Below are 23,919 nucleotides of genomic sequence, written 5' to 3' on the forward strand. Positions count from 1 at the left end.
GCCTATAATTTTCCTTAAAGTTAATGATAATAAGCGACAGCTGAAGTCTCTATTTATAAATGAAGACAGATTCTCCATACTTTAATTGAAAGCGCTGGATACAATGCCCAACAGACTATGGCACTTTTTTTGAAGTTTTTTGAAATTCATCTTAAAACCTTCAACGTATGAGAACTTCTAGAACCACACCCAGTATCAATGCCGGAAGTATGGCAGACATCGCTTTTTTATTGCTCCTTTTCTTTTTGGTCGCAACAACTATTTCGCAGGAAAAAGGAATTGTACGGAAACTCCCTGACCCCTGCCCTACTGGCGAAGATTGTAACGCCAACATCCACAAGCGTAATGTACTCAACATTTCCATAAACGAAAAGGGAGAACTGCTCGTGGCCAAAGACATCACAAAGCTTTCAGAATTAAAAGACAGGGCAAAACAGTTTTTGGACAACAATGCGTCGGGAGTGTGTGAGTATTGTGAGGGAGCACAAGACCCAACAGCCTCGGACCATCCCAATAAAGCAGTAATATCCCTGAGCAGCCATAGGTTGTCCAGCTACGCCCGTTTTATAGCTGTGCAGGATGAGCTCACTAAAGCCTACAAAGAACTACGAAGCGATTATGCTGCTGAAAAATTTGGGAAGTCGTTGCGGGAACTTTCGGATACTGAAGTAAAAGAAGTTCAAAAGGCCTATCCTTTCAAGGTTTCTGAAGCTTCAGTCAAATAAGTTATTTATTTTTCGGCTTTTTTTCTGGCATGGGGCCTCTCAAATGAATGATGAGACCATTTAAGAAGTTACGTAAAAACTGGTCACCACATTCCACGAATTTTGGGTGGTCTGGATTTCGGTAAATAGCATTGATTTCACTCTTGGTCACGTTAAAATCTGCTAGCTTACAAATGGCTACGATATCGGTATCCCTTAGTTTATGGGCAACTCGTAGTTTTTTCATAATATCGTTATTGGTTAGCGCCATAGTTTGGATAGTTTTTTACAAAAGTACTCTAAATTTTGTTGATTCTCCAACTACCAGATACTTTGGAGGTTTTATATTTTTACAACTGTATGAGCAAAGAACAACACTCCTATTTCAAACTATACAAGCCTTACAAATACCTTAGCCAGTTTATTACCAACGATACAAAGGCAAAGCGAAAAAGATTTTTAGGCGAATTGTATCCCTTTCCAGAAGGCACCATGGCCGTGGGAAGACTGGACGAAACCAGTGAAGGGCTATTATTCCTTACTACGAATGGTAAATTTAGTTACCACATAACCAACACTGGGGTTGAAAAAGAATACTACGCCCAAGTAGATGGGTTGATTACTGTTGAAGCCATCTTGAAGCTACAAAAAGGGGTGTCCATTGGTGTAAAAGGGAAAGACTACATTACAAAGCCCTGCCAGGCAAAAATTATTGAAATGCCCAACCTCCCCCCTACCAATCAACGCATTAGGGACGATCGCCATGGTCCCACGTCTTGGGTTTCCATCACGATAACCGAAGGGAAATTTAGACAAATTAGAAAAATGACCGCTGCTGTTGGATTTCCAACACTCCGGTTGGTACGTGTACGGATAGGCTCTGAAACGATTGAAAGTATGCAACCGGGGGATGTTGTTGGTATAAAGCATACTATGGACAATATTTAATCCTCTTCCGATAGTGTGAAGAATTCGTTTACCGGTTTTTTGAAAATAGCCGATAGTTTTAATGCCAGCACCGTGGAAGGTACATACCTGTTGGCTTCAATTGAGTTTATAGTCTGTCTGGAAACGCCTATCATTTCGGCTAGCTCACCTTGGGTCAGGTTTAGGATAGCACGCTCTACTTTTAACGTGTTCTCCATTATCGGTTCTTTTTTGCAACGTGAAAAAACAGGATGTACACAAAAAGCATATACCATAAAATTGCAAAATCGCCTAGATCCTCGAAGATTTCGGTCTTTTTGCCTAAGAGCAACCCCACGACTGTATTTACAATAGGCTGTACCAGGATATATACGGCGGTAATCAAAAAGGTCATCCCAAATGATTTTGCCCGTAAGTGCTGTACACGTTCGTCCTCTTGTTTCTCACGGGAGAGTACAATAAAAAATAACGACAGTAACATCACACGTTTTAAGATATCCTTTGTGATTTCGAAATCACCCTCCATAAATTTAACACCTATAAGTGTGGCAAGGGTTAAAACAAAAAGCCCTCCTCCTATCTTTTTCCAATAGTTGGGTAGTTTATAATTGAACAACTTATCCATCGTTCGCTGTTCACATTCGTGTATAGATTTCATATTCATAACCAGTATATTTTACAAAAAGTTTGATTTACTTTACTTAATGACAAATATACTTTACATATTGTAACAAGCAAATATTTCAGCTAAAAATTTAAACTATTTATTCCTGGATGACTACTATGGTTGCTTTTTTGCCAGTGAGCAACAACCATTCCTTAGCGGAGACCAATCTTCCTTTGTCGTCGTATACCTGCAGTTCGGCGGTGTTGGGGCCAGACGATCCTTGGTTTAATGCTTGGAAAACAATTTTGTTGGGTCCTTTTTGCAGGGGGACATCAAATCCCTCGAAACTACCGTTAAGTGTAACGCTGGAGCGAACCACGTCCCCATTCAAGAAAACACGTATACGGTCGCCATCCACAAACTCATGATCGCGATAGGCGATGTTCACATATACGGCCCCTACACGTATTTCCCCTAAAAACTGATCGTTTCCAGCGCCATTGGCTGCAGCTTTATCTTTAACGAATGCTTTGGGGGTGCTACCGTTGTTATAGGTTTTTAGCCCATCACCTTTTGTCATATCAAAATCTTCGGGTTCTTCTTTTCCCAAGTTTGTATACTTGTTGGGTGTCTCGGTATTGGTGAGGCTGGGTTTTTTTGAAGCTGGAAGGATAATACCCTTGGGTTCTTCGGTGACCACATCTGTAGCTTCAATTGTAAGTGAGTTTGGGGTGTTTTTGTCCAACTGTGCAAGTACCGGCAAGGCGAAAAGAAAGACTGTACAGGCAATAAGGTATTTCATTGTAAAGATTTATTATAGGTGCTTATAGTTCAAAAACTGCGCCAAAGGTACTTACTTTTTCACTACTCTTTTTACAAAGGTACTATCTCCTCCCACTTCTTTCAAAACCAAGAAATAGGTTCCGCTCTGAAGGTGGGAAAGCCCTTTGAGTGTTACATGCGTAGTTGTTTCTTCTATCCCCATAGTAAGCTCCTTTCCAGTAATGTCGAAAAGCTGGATGGTTTCAAACTTTTGTAAAGGACGATGTTGAACGATTATTGTTTCAGCAAAAGGATTGGGATACACCGAAATGGTTTCCTCTTTACTGAAATTTGAAGTATTCAAGATTCCTTCGGTATAATTTACCACTTTAAAGTCATCAAAATAGAAGCCATCACCGGGTCTAAACCCATCGGTACCCATACTGAAACGGAATTGAACAGTATTGTTTTCAGCAAAATCTGAAAGATCTACCGTCTCTACAGTCCAGTCTTCATTTAATTGGTAATTACGAAGTGTCTCCCAGTCCGTTCCACTGTTTGTAGAAACCTGAAAGGAAGCTACATCGTTACCAATAAGCGAATGCTTGTATGCAAACTGAACCAGGGGTCCCTCCAAACCTGAAAAATTGAATGTTTGGTTTAGCTGGAAATAATTCTGTGTATCGTTTAAGCTGTTACCATTGTTACTATCGCCAAAACATTGTGTTCCACTAAAGGAATCGTCTGTGTTCACGCCCCATGGGATTCCGTTGCCGCTGGGCGTCCATTGGCTCGCTCCATTTTCAGCATTGTCTTCAAACAAGATGTCAGTATTTCCTATAAATATGGGAATGGTAATGGTTTCGTTGGGAATGCCATCCTGTACAGTGGTAATGGTAATATTGAATACCCCACCCTGAAACTGTGGTTCAATTTGGAACTGAAAAGGAACAGCGGCATTGTCCTTTCGCTCGCGCGCTTCAATGTTACCAAAGGTGCTAGCAGTTGGAGAGATTACATCTACATTATCTGCTTGTGCAATAACGCTCACATTGTTCGCCATGGCCCCTACCCCAATATTTTTCACTTCTACTGTGAGTGTGAAATCATTTCCGGGCAATACGGGACCATTAATTTGGTAGGATTGCACATCCAAATAAGCGCCGGCGATATACGTTTGGAACAAGAACGGACGCACATTTTCTGCCACCAAGTCGAATATGGTACTCTCTGGCGGCCAGAAACCAGAGCCGTCAATCTCCGGCGTCCATCCATAAATATCTTCGGAATGCATATAGTCCCTTGTAGTCCCACATGAGGTATAACCCAACATCTGGAAGGTAACCCCATAGCTGTAGTCGTTTTCGTCCAAAAATGCCGAGGCCCATTCTGAATAGATATCGAATGCAGGAGGTGAGGTATCAAAACCATACGGCATAAGATAGGTTCCTGCTGTGGAGTGTGTTGAAAAGGCCGTGTTTGCCCCTGTTGTGGCCAGTAAATCCCGTATGGCAATACTTTCAGGCTCAGAAAATGGCCCTGTCCCACGATAAATCCCGGAACACGGGTCTGGACTGGAGCAGTTATCATCGGTCGCATAGCCAAAGCCATAATTTCTATTAAGATCTACACCTACGCAACCACCTATATCAGGTCTGCGATTTTTACGCCACAATCCGCCACCATTGGGTTCAATGGTTTCGTTATACACATAGCCATCTGGGTTTACTACGGGAACAAAATAAATCTCACGATTATCTACCAAGAATTTTACAGAAGCATCGGTTTCATAATTTTCTAGGAGCCAAAACATAAAGTTTATAGTGGTAGCCATAGACAGTGGCTCCCTGGCGTGGTGCAATGCATCGAAATGTGCTGCTGGTTCAGGCTCGTCTATGTCTGGATTATCACTAATTTTTACCATCCAGATGTCACGTCCCTCTATGGTGGTTCCAATGCTCTGTTTGGCGGTGATTAAATTTGGATAATCTGTTTTCATCTCATCCAGTTTTGCCACTACTTCATCAAAAGTGTAAAAACCTCCCATGCTGCCTAGGTCGAACCCGTTTGCAACTCCTTCAGATTTTGTAGGATTGGGGTGGGCCGCTCTATCGGCCTGTTGGAGGTTGGTGTAATAGTCATGGTAATTTGGGATGGTTATGTCTACGGGGTACCCTTCGGTTTGTAACGATTGTAACTCCTGTTGTGTGACAAAAAAGTGGATTCCATCTTCCCAGTTTCCGCGGTAATGGTCTATGCTGTATCCTTTTTCAGAGAGTGTTTGTATAGCTTGGGATGAAGGTAGTGTAACTTTTACTTCAGAATATACTTCTTGGGCTACGCCAGCTACTGAAAACAGCACTGTGCAAAGAATAAATGTTATTATTTTCATAAGCGTATACTAAACAGTTTTTTTATTTGTTCTTATTCCGTGCACGTAACACCAATAGTATTATGATAATGATGGGCAGTACGATATAAATGAGTATGTCTGCCGTTTTTGTTAAATCTATGGGCGAATTGTTATCTGGATGCGGTACTTCGGTAGGTATTTGTGCAAACATAGTCGAAGTAGTGGTTAAAAACATACAGGTTGAAAATAAGTATTGAAGATTTCTCATAGCTTTATTTTGGTTGTAAAGTATCAAAATAGAACTAATTTGCACTATTTTTTAACAAAAAGTGTTAAGTATTTGGAATTGTCAAAATTAGGTGTTACTATGGAGGGTTATTAAAATTTAAAATTCCACTATATATATGAGACAACTCAAAATTACAAAGCAGGTTACCAACAGGGAAACGAAGTCGTTAAACAGCTATCTACAAGATGTGAGCAAGATAGATATGATCACAGCCGAAGAAGAAGTAGAGCTGGCACAACGCATTAGAGCTGGGGACCAACGTGCTTTGGATAAATTGACAAGGGCCAACCTTCGATTTGTAATATCGGTTGCAAAGCAATACCAAAACCAAGGGTTGCGATTACCGGACCTTATCAACGAAGGAAACGTAGGGCTGGTAAAAGCCGCCAAACGTTTTGATGAGACCCGTGGTTTCAAATTCATATCATACGCCGTATGGTGGATTAGACAATCTATCCTACAGGCACTTGCCGAGCAATCAAGGGTGGTACGTTTGCCGCTTAACAAGATTGGTGATATAAACAAGATAAGAAAAGCATCTATTCACCTAGAGCAGGTTCACGAGCGCAAACCATCGGCTGCTGAGATTGCCAAGGAACTGGATATGACCATCTCTAACGTAAAGCAGTCCTTAAAAAATGCAAACCGAAGTCTGTCCATGGATGCTCCTTTCCAAGAGGGAGAAAACGATAACAACCTTTACGATGTTATTAGCTCTGGAGAGACTCCTAACCCGGACAAGTCCTTGATCCACGAATCCCTAAAAATTGAGATTGACCGTGCCTTGGACACTTTGGCTCCACGCGAGGCAGATGTGGTTAGGCTTAATTTTGGGCTTTCAAACCAACCAGCGATGACGCTACAAGAAATTGGAGACACCTTCGATTTAAGCAGAGAGCGTGTTCGACAGATTCGCGAAAAAGCCATAAGAAGATTGCGCAAGGAATCTAAAAGCCACATTTTGAAAAAATATTTGGGCTAAGCAACATATATATAAATCCAAAGCCTTTGTTTTAAGAATTTCTTATTACAAAGGCTTTTTTTATTTCATTATTTTTGGGACACAACCAAATAACACTACTACATGATTCAAGATACTATTGAAGCAACAGCAGAAGAAACAACCATTAATGCAACAGATGCTGTTGGAAAGCTCTGGGACAAACTAGACGGATGGCTAGATGCCATTATTTTAAAGCTCCCCAATTTTATAGTTGCCATTCTTGTAATGGTGCTTTTCTATTTTTTAGCACGCGGGATAAGTAGGCTTGTTAAGAGATTAATTCTCAAAAAAGTAAAAGAAGAATCCATTAAGCAAATTATTGGGCAAATTACCTACGCCATTGTATTATTGATAGGTTTTTTTGTTGCCCTGGGCGTAATGGACCTAAATAAAGTACTTACCTCTGTACTGGCAGGTGCCGGTGTTGTAGGTCTGGCTATTGGATTGGCACTGCAAGGCACATTGAGCAATACGGTTTCTGGATTTATTTTATCGTTCTTGCCCAAGCTGAGCATTGGCGATTGGATTGAAACCGATAGTGACAAGGGGTTTGTTACCGAGATAAACCTGCGTAACGTTACTATTAAAAGACCCGACAATAACCTTACCGTTATACCTAACTCAACTTTTGTGGACAATCCGTTTACAAACTATACCATTAACAAACGTTCACGGATTATAGTAGGTTGTGGTGTAGGATATGAGAGCGACCTGCAAATGGTGGAAGATCTAACAGTGAAGATCCTCGGTGAGGCATTTCCGCAGGGGAACAATGAAGAGATTGAATTTTTCTTTACTGAGTTTGGCGATAGCTCCATTAACTTTCTTGTGCGCTTCTGGGCAGACTGTAGTAACGGAAAGGAAAACTTTATGCACCAGCACAAGGCCATAAAAACCATCAAGAAACATTTTGATGAAGCTGATATCAACATCCCGTTCCCAATACGAACTTTGGATTTTGGAAAGAACGATCTCACCGTACTTTCAAACAAGGACGGATAGCCTATATTGTCACATACTTTAAAGAAAGGACAGCCTGCTTGGCTGTCTTTCTTTTTTCTGTGTAATAATTATACAGAAAATCGAACATCATTCAACTTTCAATAAATCAAGGTTCTATTTAACAAAATTGTCACATTTGTTAAGTATTTTTTTGGGAAGCCACTAGCCTATATTTGTTCCGTAATCAAAAACATAACAAACCTAAAATTTATTTAATATGAAAAAATCAATTGCATTAGCCGTATTCTCAAGTGCTATTTTATTCACCTCTTGTGTTTCAAAAAAGAAATATGTTGAGCTGGAGGGACAGTATAACGATACCCGATCAACACTAGCAAAAACCCAACTTGAGAAAGAAGAAGCCGAAACAAAACTAGCAAAGATTGAAGAGCGTGTAGCCAATTACAACCAGAAGATTCAATCCTTGACCAATACCAACAACGATAGATTGCAACAATTTGAAGGTGTTGTGATTTCACAAAACGATAAGGACAAAATGAAAGCCGCCCTGGCAAACGTAGACCCTGCTGAGCTGGCACAAGCTAAAACGCTTAAAGACAGTATGAACCTTATCATCTCTCACAACCTTAAGAGCAACTTGGACAATAATCTAATTGCAGAGGGTGAAGAAGACGATATTGAAATAAATATTGACGAAACAGTTGTGATGATAACCATTTCAGATAAGTTATTGTTCAATTCTGGAAGCTATAGAGTAAACCCAAAAGCCAACCCATTATTGGAACGTCTTGCCAATGTAATAAACAGTGAGCCAGCACTTGAAGTAATGGTTGAAGGCCATACAGATTCACAGACCGTAAAATCCGGGTCCTACATTAAAGACAACTGGGATTTGAGCGTGGAGCGCTCTACAGCCGTAATTAGAACCCTACAGGAAAAGTATGGTGTAGCACCAGAAAAGTTGATTGCCGCTGGACGCAGTAGCTTCCACCCATTGACCGAAAACGATACCAAGGAAGGTCGTGCAACAAACCGTAGAACAAGAATTGTAATCTTACCAAATCTTGATAAGTTCTTGGCCCTGCTTTCTGCCAACTAATACTCTGAAAGCAAACAACTGTGCAAAATGCAGCTACATCCCATATGTAGCTGCATTTTTTATTTTTATTATTATATTTATAGTGAACCCAAGAATTTGATAGTGAAAATTGAAGACTCACCATATATAAAAAACTGTATTATTAAGATAAGTGAGCCCTTTGGTGATTTTTTCATTTTTGAAAATTTTGTGGTTAGTGAAATTGCTGAAGGTGTTCACTACAACTGGAATAAGGCAAAAATCATCGTAACCAAGGTACACGAGTATTTCGGATCCAAAAATTTAGAATTGAACTATATATCAAACCGAATCAACTCCTACTCCGTTTCTGCCCAGGAATGGGAATCCTTTTACAGAGAGAATAAAGTAAAGATCAATAGATATGCTATCGTTGTTACTTCAGAAATTGGAGAAATGAATACTGTTGTCGAAAAGCACTTCTTTAAGAACAGGCTTAAAAAGTTCAATAGCCTAGCGAAAGCAATACACTGGGTACAAAAATAAATAACAGTACCAAGTCACCTACTTCTTAGCACTTGGCGGCACTGTGGGCCTCACCTCAATCTTACTGGGCAGCGTACGTGGATGCATTTGTAGTAAATCTACCACTAACTTGCCTATATCCTCGATTTGTATTTTCCAAGCACCTTTTTCACTGGGTTCATTCCCATTAAAGTGTGTAGAGACACTCCCGGGCATAATGGTACTCACTTTTACTTCGTGCTTCCTCAAGTCCAGCATTGCAGCTTGGGTAAAACCTGTAACACCAAACTTACTGGCATTATAGGCCGTACCGCCTTCAAAAAAATTAGTACCCGCTAAACTGGAAATAGTGATATAATACCCCTTGGTTTCCTTGAGCGCGGCTACCGAAGCTTTTAAACTGTAAAAAGCTCCCGTGAGGTTGGTCTCTATTACTTCGTTCCATTGCGCTACGGTTAGTTCCTCAATACTACCAAAGTGCCCCAAACCAGCATTTGCAATCAAAACGTCTATCTTACCAAATTCGCTTTTTGCAGCAGTTACAGCTTTTTGTTGGCTCTCGTAGGAACGAACATCTGCCTCGAGACCAATGGCGTGTGCGCTATCGTTGCCCTGTCCGTTCAGTTTTTTTGCTGTTTCATTTGCAGCCTCTTGGCTACGGCTGGTTATTGCCACGCTTACGCCTTGTTCTAGGAGCGCTTTGGCTATCCCATATCCTATTCCTTTTGTACCGCCCGTGATCAGAGCTGCTTTTCCTTGTAAGTTTTGCATAGTTTATTCTTTTCAGTAAAGTTACTGCTTGAAAGACGTACCGAGTATTAAAATATACTTAATTTTAAGAATTGAAAAATGATCATATCACATTTCAGAAAATAAAATGAAAACCGTCCAGCTCTTTTTCTGTTGTCTTTTATTGAATCTACCTTTATTGGGAAATTCCCAGGAGTTGGTGGACATAGCCGATTTTCCTTCTAAATTTGAATACGACGTACGTTACGCCACTACCCATAACTTTATAGGCGAAGCACTGTACGATTGTGCCGTGTGCCTTCTACAGCCTGAAGTTGCAGATGCCCTCCTTAAAGCAAACCAATATTTTTGTGAAAAGGGCTACCGTATCCAACTGTACGATTGCTATCGCCCGCTGGACATACAGAAAAAGATGTGGGCAAAAGTGCCGCGCCCAACGTATGTGGCCAATCCCTACGGCAAAGGAAGCATACACAACAAAGGTGCTGCTGTGGATATCACATTGGTCACGCTAGAAGGTTGCTTTGTGGATATGGGCAGCGATTACGACCATTTTGGGAGAGAGAGCCACATAGACAATTATAATTTTTCTGAAGAAACCCTCTCCAACCGTAAGCTGCTACGGGAAGGAATGCAAAAGTTTGGTTTTGGCACCGTACGAACCGAGTGGTGGCATTACAGCTACCGTAAAAACTGGAGCTACCCTACCCTTAACGAACCTCTGCCCTGTGAGGAATAGGGCTATTCTTTTTTCTTTATCTCGAAATCCTCGACAACATCCATCTTAACCCGAACCGGTAAATCGTTGGTGCCCCCGTACAGTTTCAGTTCGGTGATATCGCCCGGCATAATGAACTGGGCTTTGATAAATGCCTCTTTCACTTCTTTTATAATTTTCCCGCGCAACTGTCTAGAAGCCCTACGATAGTCTACTGTATGTATCCAAAAGAACACTTTTAGGTTTACGGTACTGGCGGCAAGTTCATTTTCAATAACAAAGTTTTCGTGGATATCATCTTGAACAATTTCAGTATTGGACCTCAATATTTCCATGATTATCGCTTTTGCCCTTTCAATATCGTCCTCATACCCTATGCCCACAACAAATTCTACCCTGTAAAAACCATCGGCCGTATAATTTTCAACAGGTTTTGTGAGTACGTCGCTATTTGGGATATATATATCGCGGCCATCGGTTGTTTTAATGTGGGTATACCGAAAGTTAAGAGCCATTACCTTCCCAAAATGATCGTCTACCATTATAGTATCGTTCACTCCAAACGGCCTGTTGAACGCCAAGATAATCCCCGCTAAAAAGTTCTTCCCAATATCCTGGAACGCAAATCCCAATATTATAGCGGCACCTCCAGCAGCGGTCAAGATACCTGCTGCAACCCCTCGTAGTCCTGCTACGTCCAGCGCGATCATAATGGCAATGATGATGAAAATAATTTTTACCGCTTGGGTTAAGAAACGGGCCATCAGGGGATCTTCGGCTCTTTTCAAAATTCGTTTCCTGAAAAAGTTGGTAAGTACTTGTGCGATTAAGATTCCTGCTACGATTATAAATATACCCAAGGCAATCCTAGGGAGAAGGGTAAGGAATTTATCGTAGTAGTTTTCGGCGGCTTTAGCTATGGTCTCTGCGGCAGATGTGTCTTCTCTTTGTATCATAAAACAATTAATAAACCTAAAGATACGATAACCGTTTTGTATACAAACATCTCTAAATTATTTTTTTCAATTTGCGGTAGCGGGTTTTAGTTGTTCTATCTTTGCAAAAATTTTATTTCAGTGGATATTTCAGTAAAAACATTTAAGATCGTAAGTACGTTGGAAGCAATTTCATTCCTCGTTTTGTTGGGCATTGCCATGCCACTAAAATATATTTGGGATATGCCCCAGATGGTTCGAGTTGTAGGGATGGCTCACGGTATCCTTTTTATTGCCTATATTATAGGTGCCTATCTCATGAAGGAAAAGCTGAACTGGTCCTGGGGAACACTTGCCATAGTGATGCTTTGCTCTGTACTTCCCTTTGGGCCTTTTTACGCAGAAAAAAAATATTTATAGGGAAATTTTAAATAGTAGTTGTAAAAAACAATGAACAGAGAAACCATAAATACGTATGCCTGCCTATTGCGCAATTATCTTACAGATTTGGGTATGGGCGAGTATTGGGCAGCACTGCTGAACGTTATAGCAAACGTAATTGTGGTGGCAGTGGTCGCTACTATTTTGGACATTGTTTCTAGGAAGATAATAGTGCAGCTTTTTAAAGCCTTTAGCGACAAGACCAAGACCACCTTCGACGATTTCTTGGTGAAGAGTAACTTCCCTAGGTTTGTAGCCCACTTTATTCCGTTGGGGCTTGTTTGGTACCTTCTTCCTTCAATATTTCAGGATTTTGAACCTGTAGAACAAAGTGTGCATACGTTGGCACTCTTGTACCTGGTATTGTTATCTATCCTGGTTTTTAGAAGCCTTTTACGAACTGCCAATAATTATTTAAGGTACAGCAAGGAAAAGTATAGCGACAAACCATTGGAGAGCTACGTACAGGTGTTGATGATTTTTGCTTGGAGTGTTGGTATTTTCCTGCTCATTAATATCTTAACCGATTTTAGCCTGAAGAGCTTGACCACCCTTGGAGCATTCTCGGCAGTATTGCTATTAATCTTTAAGGACACCATTCTTGGCTTTGTTGCGAGCATTCAGGTCTCGGTGAACGATATCGTGCGTATTGGCGATTGGATAACCTTTAGCAAATATGGGGCCGATGGGTACGTTACCGAAATAAACCTGGCAACCGTACGTGTACAGAATTTTGACCACACCTACACCACCATCCCCACCTACAGTCTCATTGCAGACTCGTTCCAAAACTGGCGTGGGATGCAAGAGAGTACTGGACGACGTATTAAACGTTCCATTTTTATAAAACAGAATTCCATAAAATTCCTTTCTGCTGAAGAACTAGAGCAACTAAAGAAAATACAGCTCATAGCCCCATATATAGAGCATCGCGAAAGAGATGTCACAAAATACAATAAAGCGACCGAAGCGGACAAATCACTGGCCATAAACGGAAGGAACCAAACCAATCTTGGGATATTCAGAAAATATGCCGATGCCTTTTTGCACGAAAATCCTGCCATTAACAAAGAGGAGTTCTTGATGGTGCGCCACTTGCCCCCTACCAATAAAGGGATTCCTATTGAGATATTCTGCTATAGCTATGATAAAACGTGGGTAAATTACGAACACATCCAAGCCGATATCTTTGACCACCTTATTGCGTCAGTCCCCTATTTTGGGCTGGAACTTTTTGAGTCCCCCTCTGGAAAGGATTTAGCAAATATTTCCTTAAATACACGCAAATAAGCACTGTTTTCTGCTACTTTAGCAGTATGAACCCAATTAGCTTCCTCAAACGGGTAAAAACCAAAACGTATCTCCAGATTTTCGGGGGTATTGTAGTTGTGCTCACTTTGTTTAGATTTATAGCTTCAGATTACTGGTGGGTACGGATCTTCGATTTTCCCCACGTGCAACTCACGGTGTTGACTGTAGTAGCTTTCCTTGCTTATTTTATAAAGTTCGATTTTAAATGGCGGAACGATTATATTTTTGCCGGGGCCTTGCTCGCTTGTATGCTCTATCAGTTTCTTAAAATTTATAATTATACACCCTTAGCTTCTTTTGAAATTGAAAATGCTACAGAAATAGTTGAAGACAAATCACTATCATTTTACACGGCTAACGTATTTCAGAAAAATAAAGAGCACGAGCAGTTACTGAACATACTCGATACCATTAATGCTGATGTCTTACTCTTTACTGAAACCCACAAAGAGTGGCAACAAAGTATCTCCAATAGAATATTGGACAGATATCCGTATAGGATTGAAAAGCCCCTGCCCAATACTTACGGTATGCTCCTCTATTCAAAACTGGAATTAGTAAACCCGAAAATTAAGTTTCAGGTGGACGATAGTATTCCTTCTATCCATACAAAGGTTATAATGCCCTTAGGTGACACCATACAGCTGTACGCTATACACCCTACACCGCCTATGCCATTACACAACCCAAAATCTACCGAACGTGATAAGGAAATGATGCTTACCGCAAAACTTGCAAATAAATCAAATTTTCCAGTGGCGGTGATTGGAGACTTTAACGATGTAGCCTGGTCCCAGACTACAACATTGTTTCAACGTATCAGTGGATTGTTGGATCCTAGAAAAGGACGTGGATTATATAATACTTTTAATGCAAAAAACCCCTTGATGCGATGGCCATTGGACCATATTTTTGTAGGGCCAGAATTTCGTGTAGTTACTATGGAACGTGGTGAAGACATAAATTCTGACCATTTCCCGATGTATATCAAACTCAGTCTTGAACCCGAGAAAGCTACTGAGCAAAAACTCAAACCACCAACCAAAGCCGAAATAGAAAATTGCGAGGAACAAATCAAAGGTTCTTCTATGAGCCTTAAGGATGTATATTAAAACAGCGTCTTAGGCTTATCCATTTGTGGAATATGCAATGAGGTACCAAAACGTTCATTCGCTTTTTTTATAAAATGTGCCGAAAGTAACGGAGACGCTTTTTCCATATTTTGGTGTACAAAAAAGTAAATGTTCTGTAATCCTTGTTCCAGCCAACTTTCCAACCTATCAATCCAATCGTCCATACGCGTATAATCAGTCTCGTGGTTTGCACCGTTGTAGCGTATAAAGGCCGATGGGGTCGTCATTCTCATATGCAACAAATCCCTCCTACCCGCGCTATCTACAATTATGTTTGAAACATGATACTTCTCAAGCATGTCGTAGAGCTCATTTGCCACTATTTCATCGTTGAACCAATCGGTATGGCGAAACTCCACGGCAATGTGCATATCTTTGGGAATAGCTTCAAAAAAAGGAACTAGCCTATCCATGTTCTTTGGCGAAAAAGTGCCGTGCATCTGTACAAAGGGCATTTCCAGTTTTTCTTTCAAGTTGGAGGCGTTCAGCAAATATTCATTTAGGTACCCCTCAAAATCGTTCAACCGTTTCCAGTGGGACACCCCTTGGAATACCTTAGGAAAAAACCGAAAATGCGCTGGGGTTTTTTCGTACCAGCTTGCAAATGTATCGGCTGGGAAGATTCGATAAAAGGTAGCATTAAGCTCTATACTGTTAAACTGTGTTGCGTAATAGGTGAGTTCATCTTTTGTGCCGCGGGGATAGAAACCTTTTAAGTCTGCCCGGTTCCATTTGGCACAGCCTACATAGAGTGTCGGTTTTTCAACCTTTTCAAAACTAGAGAGCAATGGTTTCGTACCGGGATGGTCTGGCGGAAGCGTAAAGTCTATCTCAGCGGGGTTGTCTACTTTTCCAAATTTCATGTGCTGTGAACTTTTCAGTAAAGATACATAGAATCAAAATGTTAAATTGGAAAAAAAATATAACAAGCATGTAACAAAAACTACTCTTAAGAGTCTTACCTTTACGATAAACCAAAATAACACTATAACATGAAAACAGTAAAAACATTATTTTTTGCAATCGTATTTGCAGCTATATCACCTTTGGCTCAAGCACAGGATATGACCGCAGATGAAATTATTGACGCATATTTCGAAAACACCGGCGGTCAAGATAATTGGGAGGACATAGAGAGCCTACGCTATACAGGTACTGCAAATGTACAAGGGATGGAATTTCCCTGGATAATGACAATGACAGAAGATGGAAAGCAAGCCCTTGTTATCGATTTCCAAGGTCAAAAAATCACACAGTATGCTTACGACGGTGAAACCATGTGGACTACAAACTTTATGACGCAAGAAGCAGAGAAAGCAGATGCCGAAACTAGCGACAATATGAAAAAAGCTTCCAAGAAAAATTTTATATCGCCTCTCTTAAACTATAAGGACAAAGGATATGAAGTTGAATTGATAGGTAATGAAACTATTGAAGGTACTGATACTTATAAAATAAAACTTACCGAAGACCCTATCATGGTAGACGGTGTAGAGACCCCAAAAATCTCCTATTACTTTTTTGAAAAAGAAAACATGGTGCCTATTGCCATAGAAACCGAAGTAAAACAAGGTCCTATGGCGGGTCAAAAAATTCAGGACTCCATGAGCGACTACCAAGAGGTTGATGGATTGTATTTTCCATTTAGCATGACCCAAGGCGGACAAGCAATGCAGGTTACCAAGATTGAGGTAAACCCAGAAATAGACGATGCTGTTTTTGCCTTTCCAGAAAAGAAGTAAACAATAGAGACAAACAAAAAAATCCCTGCTCGTTCGGGGATTTTTTTATCTCCAACATGTTAAAAATAAAGAATCCCTGTAACAGTTTTTAAGAGTAGATGACGTATATTTAAGCAAACCATAAAAAAACTATGAAAACGTCACGACATTTTTTAAGCGTATTCCTGTTCCTGTTTGTTGTATCCTTGACAAATGCGCAGACAGCAGACGAAATTGTTGACAATTACTTCGAGAACACCGGAGGTAAAGAGAATTGGGAGAAATTAGAAACCCTAAAGTTTACCGGCAGCTTGGGCTTTCAGGGAATGCAACTCCCAGTAACCTTAATTCAAACCAAGAGCGGCAAGCAATTGGTTGGGGCTGAAATACAAGGGCAAATGTTCTACCAGATGGTGTACGATGGTGAAACGCTTTGGAAAACGAACCAGCAAACTTTTGAAGCAGAAAAGAATGATGCCGAAACTACAGAAAACTACAAACTCACCATAGCAGATTTCCCCGATCCGTTCTTGAATTATAAAGAAAAAGGATACAAGATTGAATTAATGGGTCAACAAATGGTCGAGGGCACTGAAACCTTCAAGATTAAATTGGAGAAAAAGCCCAAGATGTTCAATGATATACAAGAGCCAAACATAGAATACTACTACTTTGAAAAGGAAAATTTTGTACCTATACTCGTTGAAAAAAATGTAATGATAGGCCCCAATACCAGTCAGTTAGGCACAACAAAGCTAAGTGATTATCGTGAAGTTGAAGGTATCTACTTCCCCTTTTCAATTATTGAGGGAGTACAAGGTAACCCAGACGCGCAACCCATTGTAATAAAAGAAATAGAGGTAAACCCTGAATTAGACGATAGCATTTTCGACTTTCCAAAATAAACGAAACCAACAATAAATCTATAACTAAAAGTAAACCAGCACAAAATGAAAAAACTCGTACTTACACTTTTTGCTCTTGCGCTAATACCCTTGGCCGCTACGGCACAAGATAAGATAACCTTAAAAGGAAAAGAGCTCTTTGGCGATATGCGCGCCCGTCATATTGGTCCAGCACTTATGAGTGGACGTATTAATGACCTTGAACTCCATCCTTCAAATTCCAGGATAATCTATGCGGGCACCGCTGGTGGTGGAGTGTGGAAAAGTAGTGACGGAGGTGCCACCTTCTCCCCTATTTTCGACGACTACGTACAATCCATTGGTGTGGTCACCCTTGACCCGAATGACCCGGACCAAACCATTTGGGTGGGAACTGGAGAGACCTGGACCCGTAACTCGGTTTCGGTTGGCGATGGTCTATACCGAACTACCGATGGTGGGGGGACATGGAAGGAAATCCCAGGATTTGAAAATAGCGAACGAATTGCTTCAGTAGTTGTAAATCCAAAAAACAGCAACGAAGTGTATGTGGGCGTGCTGGGTGCACTATGGAGCGACAGTGAGGATCGTGGCGTGTACAAAACAACCGATGGCGGTAAAACATGGAACAAGATTTTATACGTAGGCCCATCTACTGGTGCCGCAGACGTAATCATGGATCCAACAAACCCTAATGTACTGTATACCTCAATGTGGCAGTTCCGAAGAACGGGCTGGGGCTTCAACTCGGGTGGAGAAAATAGTGCCATCTATAAATCTACCGATGCAGGTAAGACATGGAACAAGATACACAACGGTTTCCCGGGGGGGAAATTGGGACGTATAGGACTTGCCGTTGCACCCAGCGATAATAATAGATTGTACGCCGTGCTGGAGACAGAGGACAAAGCTAAAAATGGTCTTTGGGTTTCCAAAGATGCTGGAAAATCATGGGAGCACCTTAACAACGACTTCGGTTTGGTGGTGCGTCCGTTCTATTTTTCAAGAATTACCGTAGACCCCCGAAATCCAGATATTATCGTAAAAGGAGGCTTAAGTGGTTCCATAAGCCGTGACGGTGGCAAAACCTTTAAAAACCTTGGACAGATGCACAGCGACATCCACGATGTTGTGTTTCATATAAAAGATAGCGATATTATGTACGCAGGGACCGATGGTGGTGTGTACCGCTCCTGGAACGGTGGTACGACCTTCGAGATTGTTGAAAACTTACCGTTGTCGCAATTTTATCATATTTCAGTAGACGATGCCGAGCCTTATAATGTTTATGGTGGTCTACAAGATAACGGAAGCTGGTGGGGACCAAGTTCATCTCCCGGTGGTGTAGAAGCAAGAGACTGGAACAGTGTAGGTGCTGGAGATGGCTTTAGGGTATTGAAACACCCAACCAAGAATATTATTTATTCTGAAATGCAAGGTGCCGAAAATGTTTGGAGATACGATGTAGATAAAAACAGGACCAAGACGATACAGCCGTTACCAAGAAAAGGAGATGAAGAGCTGCGTTTTAACTGGAATGCCCCCATGGCGGTAAGTGCACATGTGCCAGATCGCTTTTATATGGGAAGCCAGTTTGTACACCGAAGTGATGATATGGGTGATACCTGGACCATAATTTCTCCAGACTTGACCACCAACGATCCTGCAAAACAAGACCAGTCAAAGTCCGGTGGACTCTCTGTAGATAACAGTGGGGCCGAAAACCACACAACTATCTTTACCATTGCTGAGTCACCACTGGACCAGAATATACTTTGGGTAGGGACGGATGACGGTAACGTACAGGTTACACAAGATGGCGGAAAGACATGGAACAACGTAACCCCTAACCTAGTAGGAATTCCTGCCAACACCTGGGTGTACCATATCGAAGCAAGTGTACACGGCAAGGGAACAGCTTATGCCGTATTTGATGGCCATACTACTGGCGATATGAAACCGTATGCTTTGAAGACCACCGATTTTGGGAAGACATGGAAAAATATCATTACAGATGATATTGATGAAAGAGCTTTTGTAAGAAATATTCAGGAAGATTACGAAAATGAAGATTTATTGTTCCTAGGTACCGAATTTGGACTGTATGTAACGATAGACGGAGGAAAAAACTGGTCGCACTTTACCAATAATATGCCACTTGTCGCTGTTCATTTTATCGATTTACAAAAGCAAACCAACGATCTTGTAATGGGGACCCATGGCCGTGGTGTTATCATTATTGATGATATTAGCCCTTTACGTGAGATAGACCAAGAAATATTGGCAAAAGATGTTCATTTTTTCGATACCGAGCCTATCACAATGGTTGAGCAAGGAGGCTTCTCTGGGAATTTTGGTGCTGAAACGCAGTTTGTGGGAGGTAATAAGCCCACTTCGGCACGAATTATTTACTACCTAAAGAAGAGACACACCTTTGGTAAAATGGCTATGGAAATCCAAGATATGGAGGGCAATACCCTTACTGAATTAAATCCTGGAAAATCCAAAGGTATAAACGTGGTAAATTGGAACTTTAATACTACAACCCCAAAAATGGCAGCAGCAAAAACATTCTCTTTTGGTGGGTTTACCTCGCCTAGAGTTCCTGCTGGAAAATACAAAGTGGTATTAACAAAGGGAAAAAACACGTATGAACACATCATTGAAACTAAATACGACGATACAGCCATCACCACACTTGCTGAACGTAAAAAGCAAGAGGAAATGACTCAAGAAATGTTTGATATGGTTGAAGACCTTGCTTACATGGTCTATGAGATTGGCGAAATGCAGGATAAAGCAAAAGAAGTGATGGAGAACAACCCAAAAGGAAAGAAAACAGCTCAAAAACTATACGATGCACTTGAAGACCTTCGCACCGATCTGGTAGTAACCACAGGAGATAACTATGTAGCCTCTGCAGAGCCGGAATTACGAGAGCGCATGGCAGAGCTATATGCAAACATTGCAGGTAGTTACGATCGCGTCTCTGGGGCACAACTACAGAACTACGAGCTGATTAAAGAGGAATTTGAAAATGAGAAAAACCGCTATGCAGAGATAAAAAATAAAGAAGGGAAAAAATTCATGCGATTCTTGGAAAAGAACGACATGGAATTAAGTATGGATAGCAAGGAAGAATATCTGGAAGACAAATAATTGTCTGGCTATACCAAGTAGATAAATTCCTAATCCTAAGCTCACCAATTACCAAACCTTTCAGATCTAAAAATCTGAAAGGTTTTTTTATGGGACAATGTGAATAATACTAGAGAATGGATTTTCTTATTTGATATAAACCGTCTTTCTATTCACAAACTCACGTATCCCGTGCTTGCTGAGCTCGCGGCCGTAGCCGCTTTCCTTTACACCGCCAAAGGGCAGTCTTGGGTCGCTCTTTACGAGTTCGTTTATAAAAACGGCACCTTCATCAAATCTATAGGCAATTTTTTCGGCAGCATGGGTATCCTTTGTGAAAATGGAAACACCCAAACCAAATTTTGAATCGTTGGACAGCTCGATGGCTTTATCAACATCTTCAAATGTAGTAATTGCCAGCGCAGGTCCAAAGGTCTCTTCTTTAAAAACAGTCATTTTGGGCGTTACATCGCCAAGTACGGTAGGCTCGAAGTACGCACCCTGTCGCTTGCCCCCCAGCAGGAGTTTTGCACCTTGGTCAATAGATTTTGTAACCTGGTCTTCCAACTCAGATGCTAAATCTTCTCTTGCCAAGGTACCGATATAGGTTTGCTCATCCATTGGGTCGCCACTTTTTAACTCTCTTACTTTTAGAAGTAGTTTTTTTGTAAATTCTTCGGCAATACTTTTCTCTAGCAACAAACGCTTTCCTGCAATACAGCTCTGTCCCGTGTTCTGGAACCGTGCCTGAACGCAGGTTTCTATAGTTTTTTCAATATCGCAATCCTTCAAAACCACCAAAGCATTGTTCCCCCCTAATTCCAACACAGTCTTTTTAATGTGCTTTCCGGCAGTTTTTGCAACGGCGCTACCTGCAGGACCACTTCCGGTTAGGGTAACGGCCTTTACGATTGGGTTTTCAATAATGGCCTCTATCTTGTTACTACCTACCAATACGGTTGTGAAACAGTTCTCGGGGAATCCGGCACGCTTAAAAACTTTCTCTATATTAAGAGCACTTCCAAATACGTTTGAGGCATGTTTCAACACGCCAATATTCCCAGCCATGAGTGCCGGTGCTGCAAAGCGGAACACTTGCCAAAATGGGTAGTTCCAGGGCATCACGGCCAATACAACACCCAGCGGTTCATATTTTGTGTAGCTTTTTTGGGCATCGGTTTCAACAGTTTCGTTTTGTAAATGGTTTTTGGCTTCTTCAGCATAGTACTCGCACACCCAAGCACATTTTTCAATCTCTGCGATGGATTGTGTTATGGGTTTGCCTATTTCGGCAGTCATTGTTCTTGCATATTCCTGTTTGTTCTTTTTCAGTTCTGAAGCTGCGGCGAGCATCAATTCCTTTCTTTCGGCAAAAGAAGTTTCCCGCCACTTGTAAAATCGCTTGTTTGCTTTTTCCAGTATTTCTGAAACTTCTTTCTTGGTATGCTCCCTGTAGGTTTCTATTTCTTTTCCTGAATAAGGGTTTATTGAAGTGGTCTTGGCCATTGTTTTTCTTTTAAAAGTAAGCAACAGCAGGTAAATACTGCAATAGATTAAGACTACTTTAACGGCAAGATTGTTGAAAAGGCGTTAGTAACTATACGATACACTGAAAGATTTCAGTATACATTTTGCTATTTTTATTAAAACCCTAAAGTCATGAACCCACGAGATATTGCGTTGTTGGAACTACGACCTGAAATCCCTTCGGCAAAACTACTTCCCGGGATGTCTTCCGAAGAGTATTTCCAGAACAAAACCTTAAGACCCATTGCTAAACTTCAAAACGATTTGTTGGTTGCTATATTCCAAAATTACTGCCGCAAGCACAAAAACGTTTTTTACGACCTTTCTGTTGAGAAGCGGTTGGATTATATTGAAAATGCCATCCACAAGGATATGAAGTTCCGAAATAGCTTGAAGGGCACCATCATTGGCCAATTTACCTTGGACGAATACGAACGCTACATCCAGAACTCTTCGGCATTGAATAAGAGAATGATGAACATAGTAAAGGAACGGCTAAAAAGCAATATCCAACTATTGGAATATGCTTCTGAAGTCTATTGAATTTACTGTTCGATATAGGCGCGACCAGCCTTCATTTTTTAAATACGAAAATTGGAAAGCGCTTACCATCAGCGTGTAGGAAAACCTTATCCTATAACCAATGGTTTATTCCCTTAAAAAATTTCAAAACCAGTTGTTAACGAAAGGTTAATTTGTTCCTAAAAATCTTAATAAAAATAGCCGTAAAGCATTTAAAATAGAGGTCTATTACTGATAATCAACCACTTATGAAAAACAAAAGCCCTAACTTGTGTTAAGGTTAAATTAAATACTACTTTTTTCTATGCTATCGTTTGTAGGAATTCTATTTTTGGCACTAAATAAAAACCCTAAATGATGAAGAAAGTTACCCTGGTACTTACAGCACTGTTCGCAACGGTTGCTTTGTACGCACAAGAAGAATCTGAGATTCAATTAAACGAGTACAACAAATGGTCCATAGAGTTAAGTGGAGGGCTGTTAAAGCCTTCTTCCCCTTTTGCCGATGGCTATAGCGTAAATAGTATTGCCCCATACCAAGCTTCCTTGGGTGTAAGGTATATGATGAACGAAAAGTTTGGTGTTCGTGCCAATCTTGGATACGCAAGCATATCTGAAGAGGACAACAGCCTACCTTTTGAGACTTCCTACTACAGAGGTACCCTAGAAGGGGTAGTGAACCTAGGAAACCTATTAGAGTTCTCGGACTGGACTGAAACTTTTGGCCTTTTGGTACACGGTGGTGGTGGTTATTCGGTTATCAACCACGAGGAACCATTTGAGCTGGATGAAAAGGACACTACATTCAACCTTATGTTGGGACTTACCCCACAAGTTAGACTTTCTGACAGGATTGCCCTTTTTGCCGATGTTTCCATAATTCCAAATATTGGTATGGAGCGCTCTTGGGACGGTATAGAAGTGATACAAACTGCTAACCGAAGAATTGACGATGGTCTTTTGTACCAAGTTTCAGCTGGTATCAACATTTACCTAGGAAGCGAAAGCAAGCACGCAGATTGGTATTCAGAAAAATCTGTACTGCTTTCAAAAGTTGAAGAATTGGAAGGAAGACTCGCTAAAGTTGAAACCGACCTTATAGATAGCGACCAGGACGGAGTGCCAGACTATTTGGACAGGGAGCCTAATACAGTATCGGGCGTTGCCGTAAACACTAAAGGTATTGCAGTAGACCAAAACAACAACGGAATTCCGGACGAGCTTGAGCCATCTTTGGACAATCGCTACGTAAACGAATCTGACTACGTTGTAGGTGGACAAGGAAGCGGCCTTAACGTGGAAGAGCTATTGAACAAAGGATACGTGAACGTATACTTCAAGTTCAACAGTACTACTCCTGAGACCTATTCTCTGGAGGCGATCAATTACTTAATAAAGTATATGAAGGAAAATCCATCGGCCAATGCAGAGTTGATTGGATATGCAGATGAAATTGGCAACCCATCGTATAACCAAACACTTTCTGAAAAGCGTGCCAATAAGGTAAAAGATATCTTGGTAGCCGCTGGAATTGCTCAAAACAGATTGACAGTTACAGGAAATGGCGAAGATGCCTCTGTAGAGAAGTCTTCTGCACCAGCAAGACAACTGGTACGTAGAGTTACCTTTAGATTGAAATAAGAAAATTT

At 41.0% G+C, this 23,919-nt stretch carries 25 protein-coding genes; 15 read left to right on the forward strand and 10 right to left on the reverse strand.

Features of this window, described 5'->3' with window-relative positions; translation table 11 throughout:
• The first annotated feature begins 167 nt into the window (after positions 1-167).
• Entirely contained in the window at positions 168-725 is a 558-nt protein-coding gene (locus C8D94_RS09285) for a biopolymer transporter ExbD (protein WP_115123677.1), read from the forward strand.
• A gap of 1 nt (position 726) precedes the next feature.
• On the opposite strand, the gene C8D94_RS09290 is transcribed toward C8D94_RS09285, so the two are convergent.
• A complete protein-coding gene (locus tag C8D94_RS09290; protein ID WP_115123678.1) occupies positions 727-975 on the reverse strand; it encodes a DUF1456 family protein in 249 nt (82 codons plus the stop codon).
• An 89-nt stretch (positions 976-1,064) separates the two neighbouring features.
• Between C8D94_RS09290 and C8D94_RS09295 the strand changes: the two genes are divergently transcribed.
• Entirely contained in the window at positions 1,065-1,652 is a 588-nt protein-coding gene (locus C8D94_RS09295; protein WP_115123679.1) for a pseudouridine synthase, read from the forward strand.
• Here C8D94_RS09295 and C8D94_RS09300 read toward each other — a convergent pair.
• The 5 genes from C8D94_RS09300 to C8D94_RS09320 form a co-directional block, all read right to left on the reverse strand.
• Entirely contained in the window at positions 1,649-1,849 is a 201-nt protein-coding gene (locus C8D94_RS09300) for a helix-turn-helix transcriptional regulator (protein ID WP_115123680.1), read from the reverse strand. The genes C8D94_RS09295 and C8D94_RS09300 overlap by 4 nt on opposite strands.
• On the reverse strand, positions 1,849-2,289 hold the full coding sequence (locus tag C8D94_RS09305) for a hypothetical protein (protein WP_115123681.1): 441 nt from the start codon (positions 2,287-2,289) through the stop codon (positions 1,849-1,851). The genes C8D94_RS09300 and C8D94_RS09305 overlap by 1 nt, the downstream gene beginning before the upstream one ends.
• A 106-nt stretch (positions 2,290-2,395) precedes the next feature.
• Entirely contained in the window at positions 2,396-3,040 is a 645-nt protein-coding gene (locus C8D94_RS09310) for a hypothetical protein (protein WP_115123682.1), read from the reverse strand.
• A gap of 51 nt (positions 3,041-3,091) precedes the next feature.
• Positions 3,092-5,392: a M14 family zinc carboxypeptidase gene (locus tag C8D94_RS09315; protein ID WP_115123683.1), complete on the reverse strand. Its 2,301-nt coding sequence runs from the start codon at positions 5,390-5,392 to the stop codon at positions 3,092-3,094.
• 22 nt (positions 5,393-5,414) lie between these two features.
• Positions 5,415-5,621: an adenylosuccinate synthetase gene (locus tag C8D94_RS09320; RefSeq protein WP_170134752.1), complete on the reverse strand. Its 207-nt coding sequence runs from the start codon at positions 5,619-5,621 to the stop codon at positions 5,415-5,417.
• A gap of 136 nt (positions 5,622-5,757) precedes the next feature.
• Here C8D94_RS09320 and C8D94_RS09325 point away from each other — a divergent pair, with 136 nt between their 5' ends.
• The 4 genes from C8D94_RS09325 (at position 5,758) to C8D94_RS09340 (ending at position 9,211) form a co-directional block, all read left to right on the forward strand.
• On the forward strand, positions 5,758-6,624 hold the full coding sequence (locus C8D94_RS09325; RefSeq protein ID WP_115123685.1) for a sigma-70 family RNA polymerase sigma factor: 867 nt from the start codon (positions 5,758-5,760) through the stop codon (positions 6,622-6,624).
• Between the two features lie 102 nt (positions 6,625-6,726).
• A complete protein-coding gene (locus C8D94_RS09330; RefSeq protein WP_115123686.1) occupies positions 6,727-7,647 on the forward strand; it encodes a mechanosensitive ion channel family protein in 921 nt (306 codons plus the stop codon).
• 217 nt (positions 7,648-7,864) lie between these two features.
• Complete coding sequence (locus tag C8D94_RS09335) at positions 7,865-8,707, forward strand: OmpA/MotB family protein (RefSeq protein ID WP_115123687.1); 843 nt, start codon at positions 7,865-7,867, stop codon at positions 8,705-8,707.
• A gap of 96 nt (positions 8,708-8,803) precedes the next feature.
• Positions 8,804-9,211, forward strand: coding sequence for a hypothetical protein (locus tag C8D94_RS09340; RefSeq protein WP_170134753.1), 408 nt, complete (start codon positions 8,804-8,806; stop codon positions 9,209-9,211).
• An 18-nt stretch (positions 9,212-9,229) separates the two neighbouring features.
• Here the strand turns inward: C8D94_RS09340 and C8D94_RS09345 are convergent, their stop codons facing one another.
• The gene (locus C8D94_RS09345) at positions 9,230-9,961 is read right to left on the reverse strand and encodes an SDR family oxidoreductase (protein ID WP_115123689.1); all 732 of its coding nucleotides are present in this window, start codon (positions 9,959-9,961) and stop codon (positions 9,230-9,232) included.
• A gap of 106 nt (positions 9,962-10,067) precedes the next feature.
• On the opposite strand from C8D94_RS09345, the gene C8D94_RS09350 reads away from it, so the two are divergent.
• On the forward strand, positions 10,068-10,679 hold the full coding sequence (locus tag C8D94_RS09350; RefSeq protein ID WP_115123690.1) for a M15 family metallopeptidase: 612 nt from the start codon (positions 10,068-10,070) through the stop codon (positions 10,677-10,679).
• A gap of 2 nt (positions 10,680-10,681) precedes the next feature.
• Here the strand turns inward: C8D94_RS09350 and C8D94_RS09355 are convergent, their stop codons facing one another.
• Positions 10,682-11,614, reverse strand: coding sequence for a mechanosensitive ion channel family protein (locus tag C8D94_RS09355; protein WP_115123691.1), 933 nt, complete (start codon positions 11,612-11,614; stop codon positions 10,682-10,684).
• A gap of 120 nt (positions 11,615-11,734) precedes the next feature.
• On the opposite strand from C8D94_RS09355, the gene C8D94_RS09360 reads away from it, so the two are divergent.
• From C8D94_RS09360 to C8D94_RS09370, 3 genes are read left to right on the forward strand one after another with little or no spacing between them, the layout of a single operon-like run.
• Positions 11,735-12,013, forward strand: a complete 279-nt coding sequence (locus tag C8D94_RS09360) for a DUF3817 domain-containing protein (RefSeq protein WP_115124030.1) — start codon at positions 11,735-11,737, stop codon at positions 12,011-12,013.
• A 30-nt stretch (positions 12,014-12,043) separates the two neighbouring features.
• Positions 12,044-13,324 (forward strand): mechanosensitive ion channel family protein, encoded by a 1,281-nt coding sequence (locus tag C8D94_RS09365; RefSeq protein WP_115123692.1) that lies wholly within the window; start codon positions 12,044-12,046, stop codon positions 13,322-13,324.
• A 26-nt stretch (positions 13,325-13,350) separates the two neighbouring features.
• Positions 13,351-14,457 (forward strand): endonuclease/exonuclease/phosphatase family protein, encoded by a 1,107-nt coding sequence (locus tag C8D94_RS09370; protein ID WP_115123693.1) that lies wholly within the window; start codon positions 13,351-13,353, stop codon positions 14,455-14,457.
• Here C8D94_RS09370 and C8D94_RS09375 read toward each other — a convergent pair.
• Positions 14,454-15,341 (reverse strand): DUF72 domain-containing protein, encoded by an 888-nt coding sequence (locus tag C8D94_RS09375; RefSeq protein WP_115123694.1) that lies wholly within the window; start codon positions 15,339-15,341, stop codon positions 14,454-14,456. The two genes, C8D94_RS09370 and C8D94_RS09375, sit on opposite strands and share 4 nt — an antisense overlap.
• A 129-nt stretch (positions 15,342-15,470) precedes the next feature.
• Here C8D94_RS09375 and C8D94_RS09380 point away from each other — a divergent pair, with 129 nt between their 5' ends.
• The 3 genes from C8D94_RS09380 (at position 15,471) to C8D94_RS09390 (ending at position 20,242) form a co-directional block, all read left to right on the forward strand.
• Positions 15,471-16,220 carry an outer membrane lipoprotein-sorting protein gene (locus C8D94_RS09380; RefSeq protein ID WP_115123695.1) on the forward strand — a complete coding sequence of 250 codons (750 nt, stop codon included), beginning with the start codon at positions 15,471-15,473 and terminating at the stop codon, positions 16,218-16,220.
• Between the two features lie 131 nt (positions 16,221-16,351).
• Positions 16,352-17,104, forward strand: coding sequence for an outer membrane lipoprotein-sorting protein (locus C8D94_RS09385; RefSeq protein ID WP_115123696.1), 753 nt, complete (start codon positions 16,352-16,354; stop codon positions 17,102-17,104).
• A gap of 45 nt (positions 17,105-17,149) precedes the next feature.
• Positions 17,150-20,242, forward strand: a complete 3,093-nt coding sequence (locus C8D94_RS09390) for a WD40/YVTN/BNR-like repeat-containing protein (protein ID WP_115123697.1) — start codon at positions 17,150-17,152, stop codon at positions 20,240-20,242.
• Positions 20,243-20,368: 126 nt separating this feature from the next.
• On the opposite strand, the gene C8D94_RS09395 is transcribed toward C8D94_RS09390, so the two are convergent.
• Positions 20,369-21,727: an NAD-dependent succinate-semialdehyde dehydrogenase gene (locus tag C8D94_RS09395; RefSeq protein WP_115123698.1), complete on the reverse strand. Its 1,359-nt coding sequence runs from the start codon at positions 21,725-21,727 to the stop codon at positions 20,369-20,371.
• 153 nt (positions 21,728-21,880) lie between these two features.
• On the opposite strand from C8D94_RS09395, the gene C8D94_RS09400 reads away from it, so the two are divergent.
• Together C8D94_RS09400 and C8D94_RS09405 are read left to right on the forward strand one after the other, a co-directional pair.
• A complete protein-coding gene (locus tag C8D94_RS09400; RefSeq protein WP_115123699.1) occupies positions 21,881-22,291 on the forward strand; it encodes a glyoxalase in 411 nt (136 codons plus the stop codon).
• Positions 22,292-22,624: 333 nt separating this feature from the next.
• On the forward strand, positions 22,625-23,911 hold the full coding sequence (locus C8D94_RS09405; protein WP_245946257.1) for an OmpA family protein: 1,287 nt from the start codon (positions 22,625-22,627) through the stop codon (positions 23,909-23,911).
• The last annotated feature ends 8 nt before the right edge of the window (positions 23,912-23,919 follow it).

The organism is Marinirhabdus gelatinilytica (genome assembly GCF_003353425.1).
Lineage (GTDB): Bacteria > Bacteroidota > Bacteroidia > Flavobacteriales > Flavobacteriaceae > Marinirhabdus > Marinirhabdus gelatinilytica.

Bases quoted from the DNA above. Each gene is read 5' to 3' on its own strand.
- C8D94_RS09285 (WP_115123677.1), top strand. From the start codon at position 168: ATGAGAACTTCTAGAACCACACCCAGTATCAATGCCGGAAGTATGGCA.
- C8D94_RS09290 (WP_115123678.1), bottom strand. From the start codon at position 975: ATGGCGCTAACCAATAACGATATTATGAAAAAACTACGAGTTGCCCAT.
- C8D94_RS09295 (WP_115123679.1), top strand. From the start codon at position 1,065: ATGAGCAAAGAACAACACTCCTATTTCAAACTATACAAGCCTTACAAA.
- C8D94_RS09300 (WP_115123680.1), bottom strand. From the start codon at position 1,849: ATGGAGAACACGTTAAAAGTAGAGCGTGCTATCCTAAACCTGACCCAA.
- C8D94_RS09305 (WP_115123681.1), bottom strand. From the start codon at position 2,289: ATGAAATCTATACACGAATGTGAACAGCGAACGATGGATAAGTTGTTC.
- C8D94_RS09310 (WP_115123682.1), bottom strand. From the start codon at position 3,040: ATGAAATACCTTATTGCCTGTACAGTCTTTCTTTTCGCCTTGCCGGTA.
- C8D94_RS09315 (WP_115123683.1), bottom strand. From the start codon at position 5,392: ATGAAAATAATAACATTTATTCTTTGCACAGTGCTGTTTTCAGTAGCT.
- C8D94_RS09320 (WP_170134752.1), bottom strand. From the start codon at position 5,621: ATGAGAAATCTTCAATACTTATTTTCAACCTGTATGTTTTTAACCACT.
- C8D94_RS09325 (WP_115123685.1), top strand. From the start codon at position 5,758: ATGAGACAACTCAAAATTACAAAGCAGGTTACCAACAGGGAAACGAAG.
- C8D94_RS09330 (WP_115123686.1), top strand. From the start codon at position 6,727: ATGATTCAAGATACTATTGAAGCAACAGCAGAAGAAACAACCATTAAT.
- C8D94_RS09335 (WP_115123687.1), top strand. From the start codon at position 7,865: ATGAAAAAATCAATTGCATTAGCCGTATTCTCAAGTGCTATTTTATTC.
- C8D94_RS09345 (WP_115123689.1), bottom strand. From the start codon at position 9,961: ATGCAAAACTTACAAGGAAAAGCAGCTCTGATCACGGGCGGTACAAAA.
- C8D94_RS09350 (WP_115123690.1), top strand. From the start codon at position 10,068: ATGAAAACCGTCCAGCTCTTTTTCTGTTGTCTTTTATTGAATCTACCT.
- C8D94_RS09355 (WP_115123691.1), bottom strand. From the start codon at position 11,614: ATGATACAAAGAGAAGACACATCTGCCGCAGAGACCATAGCTAAAGCC.
- C8D94_RS09365 (WP_115123692.1), top strand. From the start codon at position 12,044: ATGAACAGAGAAACCATAAATACGTATGCCTGCCTATTGCGCAATTAT.
- C8D94_RS09370 (WP_115123693.1), top strand. From the start codon at position 13,351: ATGAACCCAATTAGCTTCCTCAAACGGGTAAAAACCAAAACGTATCTC.
- C8D94_RS09375 (WP_115123694.1), bottom strand. From the start codon at position 15,341: ATGAAATTTGGAAAAGTAGACAACCCCGCTGAGATAGACTTTACGCTT.
- C8D94_RS09380 (WP_115123695.1), top strand. From the start codon at position 15,471: ATGAAAACAGTAAAAACATTATTTTTTGCAATCGTATTTGCAGCTATA.
- C8D94_RS09385 (WP_115123696.1), top strand. From the start codon at position 16,352: ATGAAAACGTCACGACATTTTTTAAGCGTATTCCTGTTCCTGTTTGTT.
- C8D94_RS09390 (WP_115123697.1), top strand. From the start codon at position 17,150: ATGAAAAAACTCGTACTTACACTTTTTGCTCTTGCGCTAATACCCTTG.
- C8D94_RS09395 (WP_115123698.1), bottom strand. From the start codon at position 21,727: ATGGCCAAGACCACTTCAATAAACCCTTATTCAGGAAAAGAAATAGAA.
- C8D94_RS09400 (WP_115123699.1), top strand. From the start codon at position 21,881: ATGAACCCACGAGATATTGCGTTGTTGGAACTACGACCTGAAATCCCT.
- C8D94_RS09405 (WP_245946257.1), top strand. From the start codon at position 22,625: ATGATGAAGAAAGTTACCCTGGTACTTACAGCACTGTTCGCAACGGTT.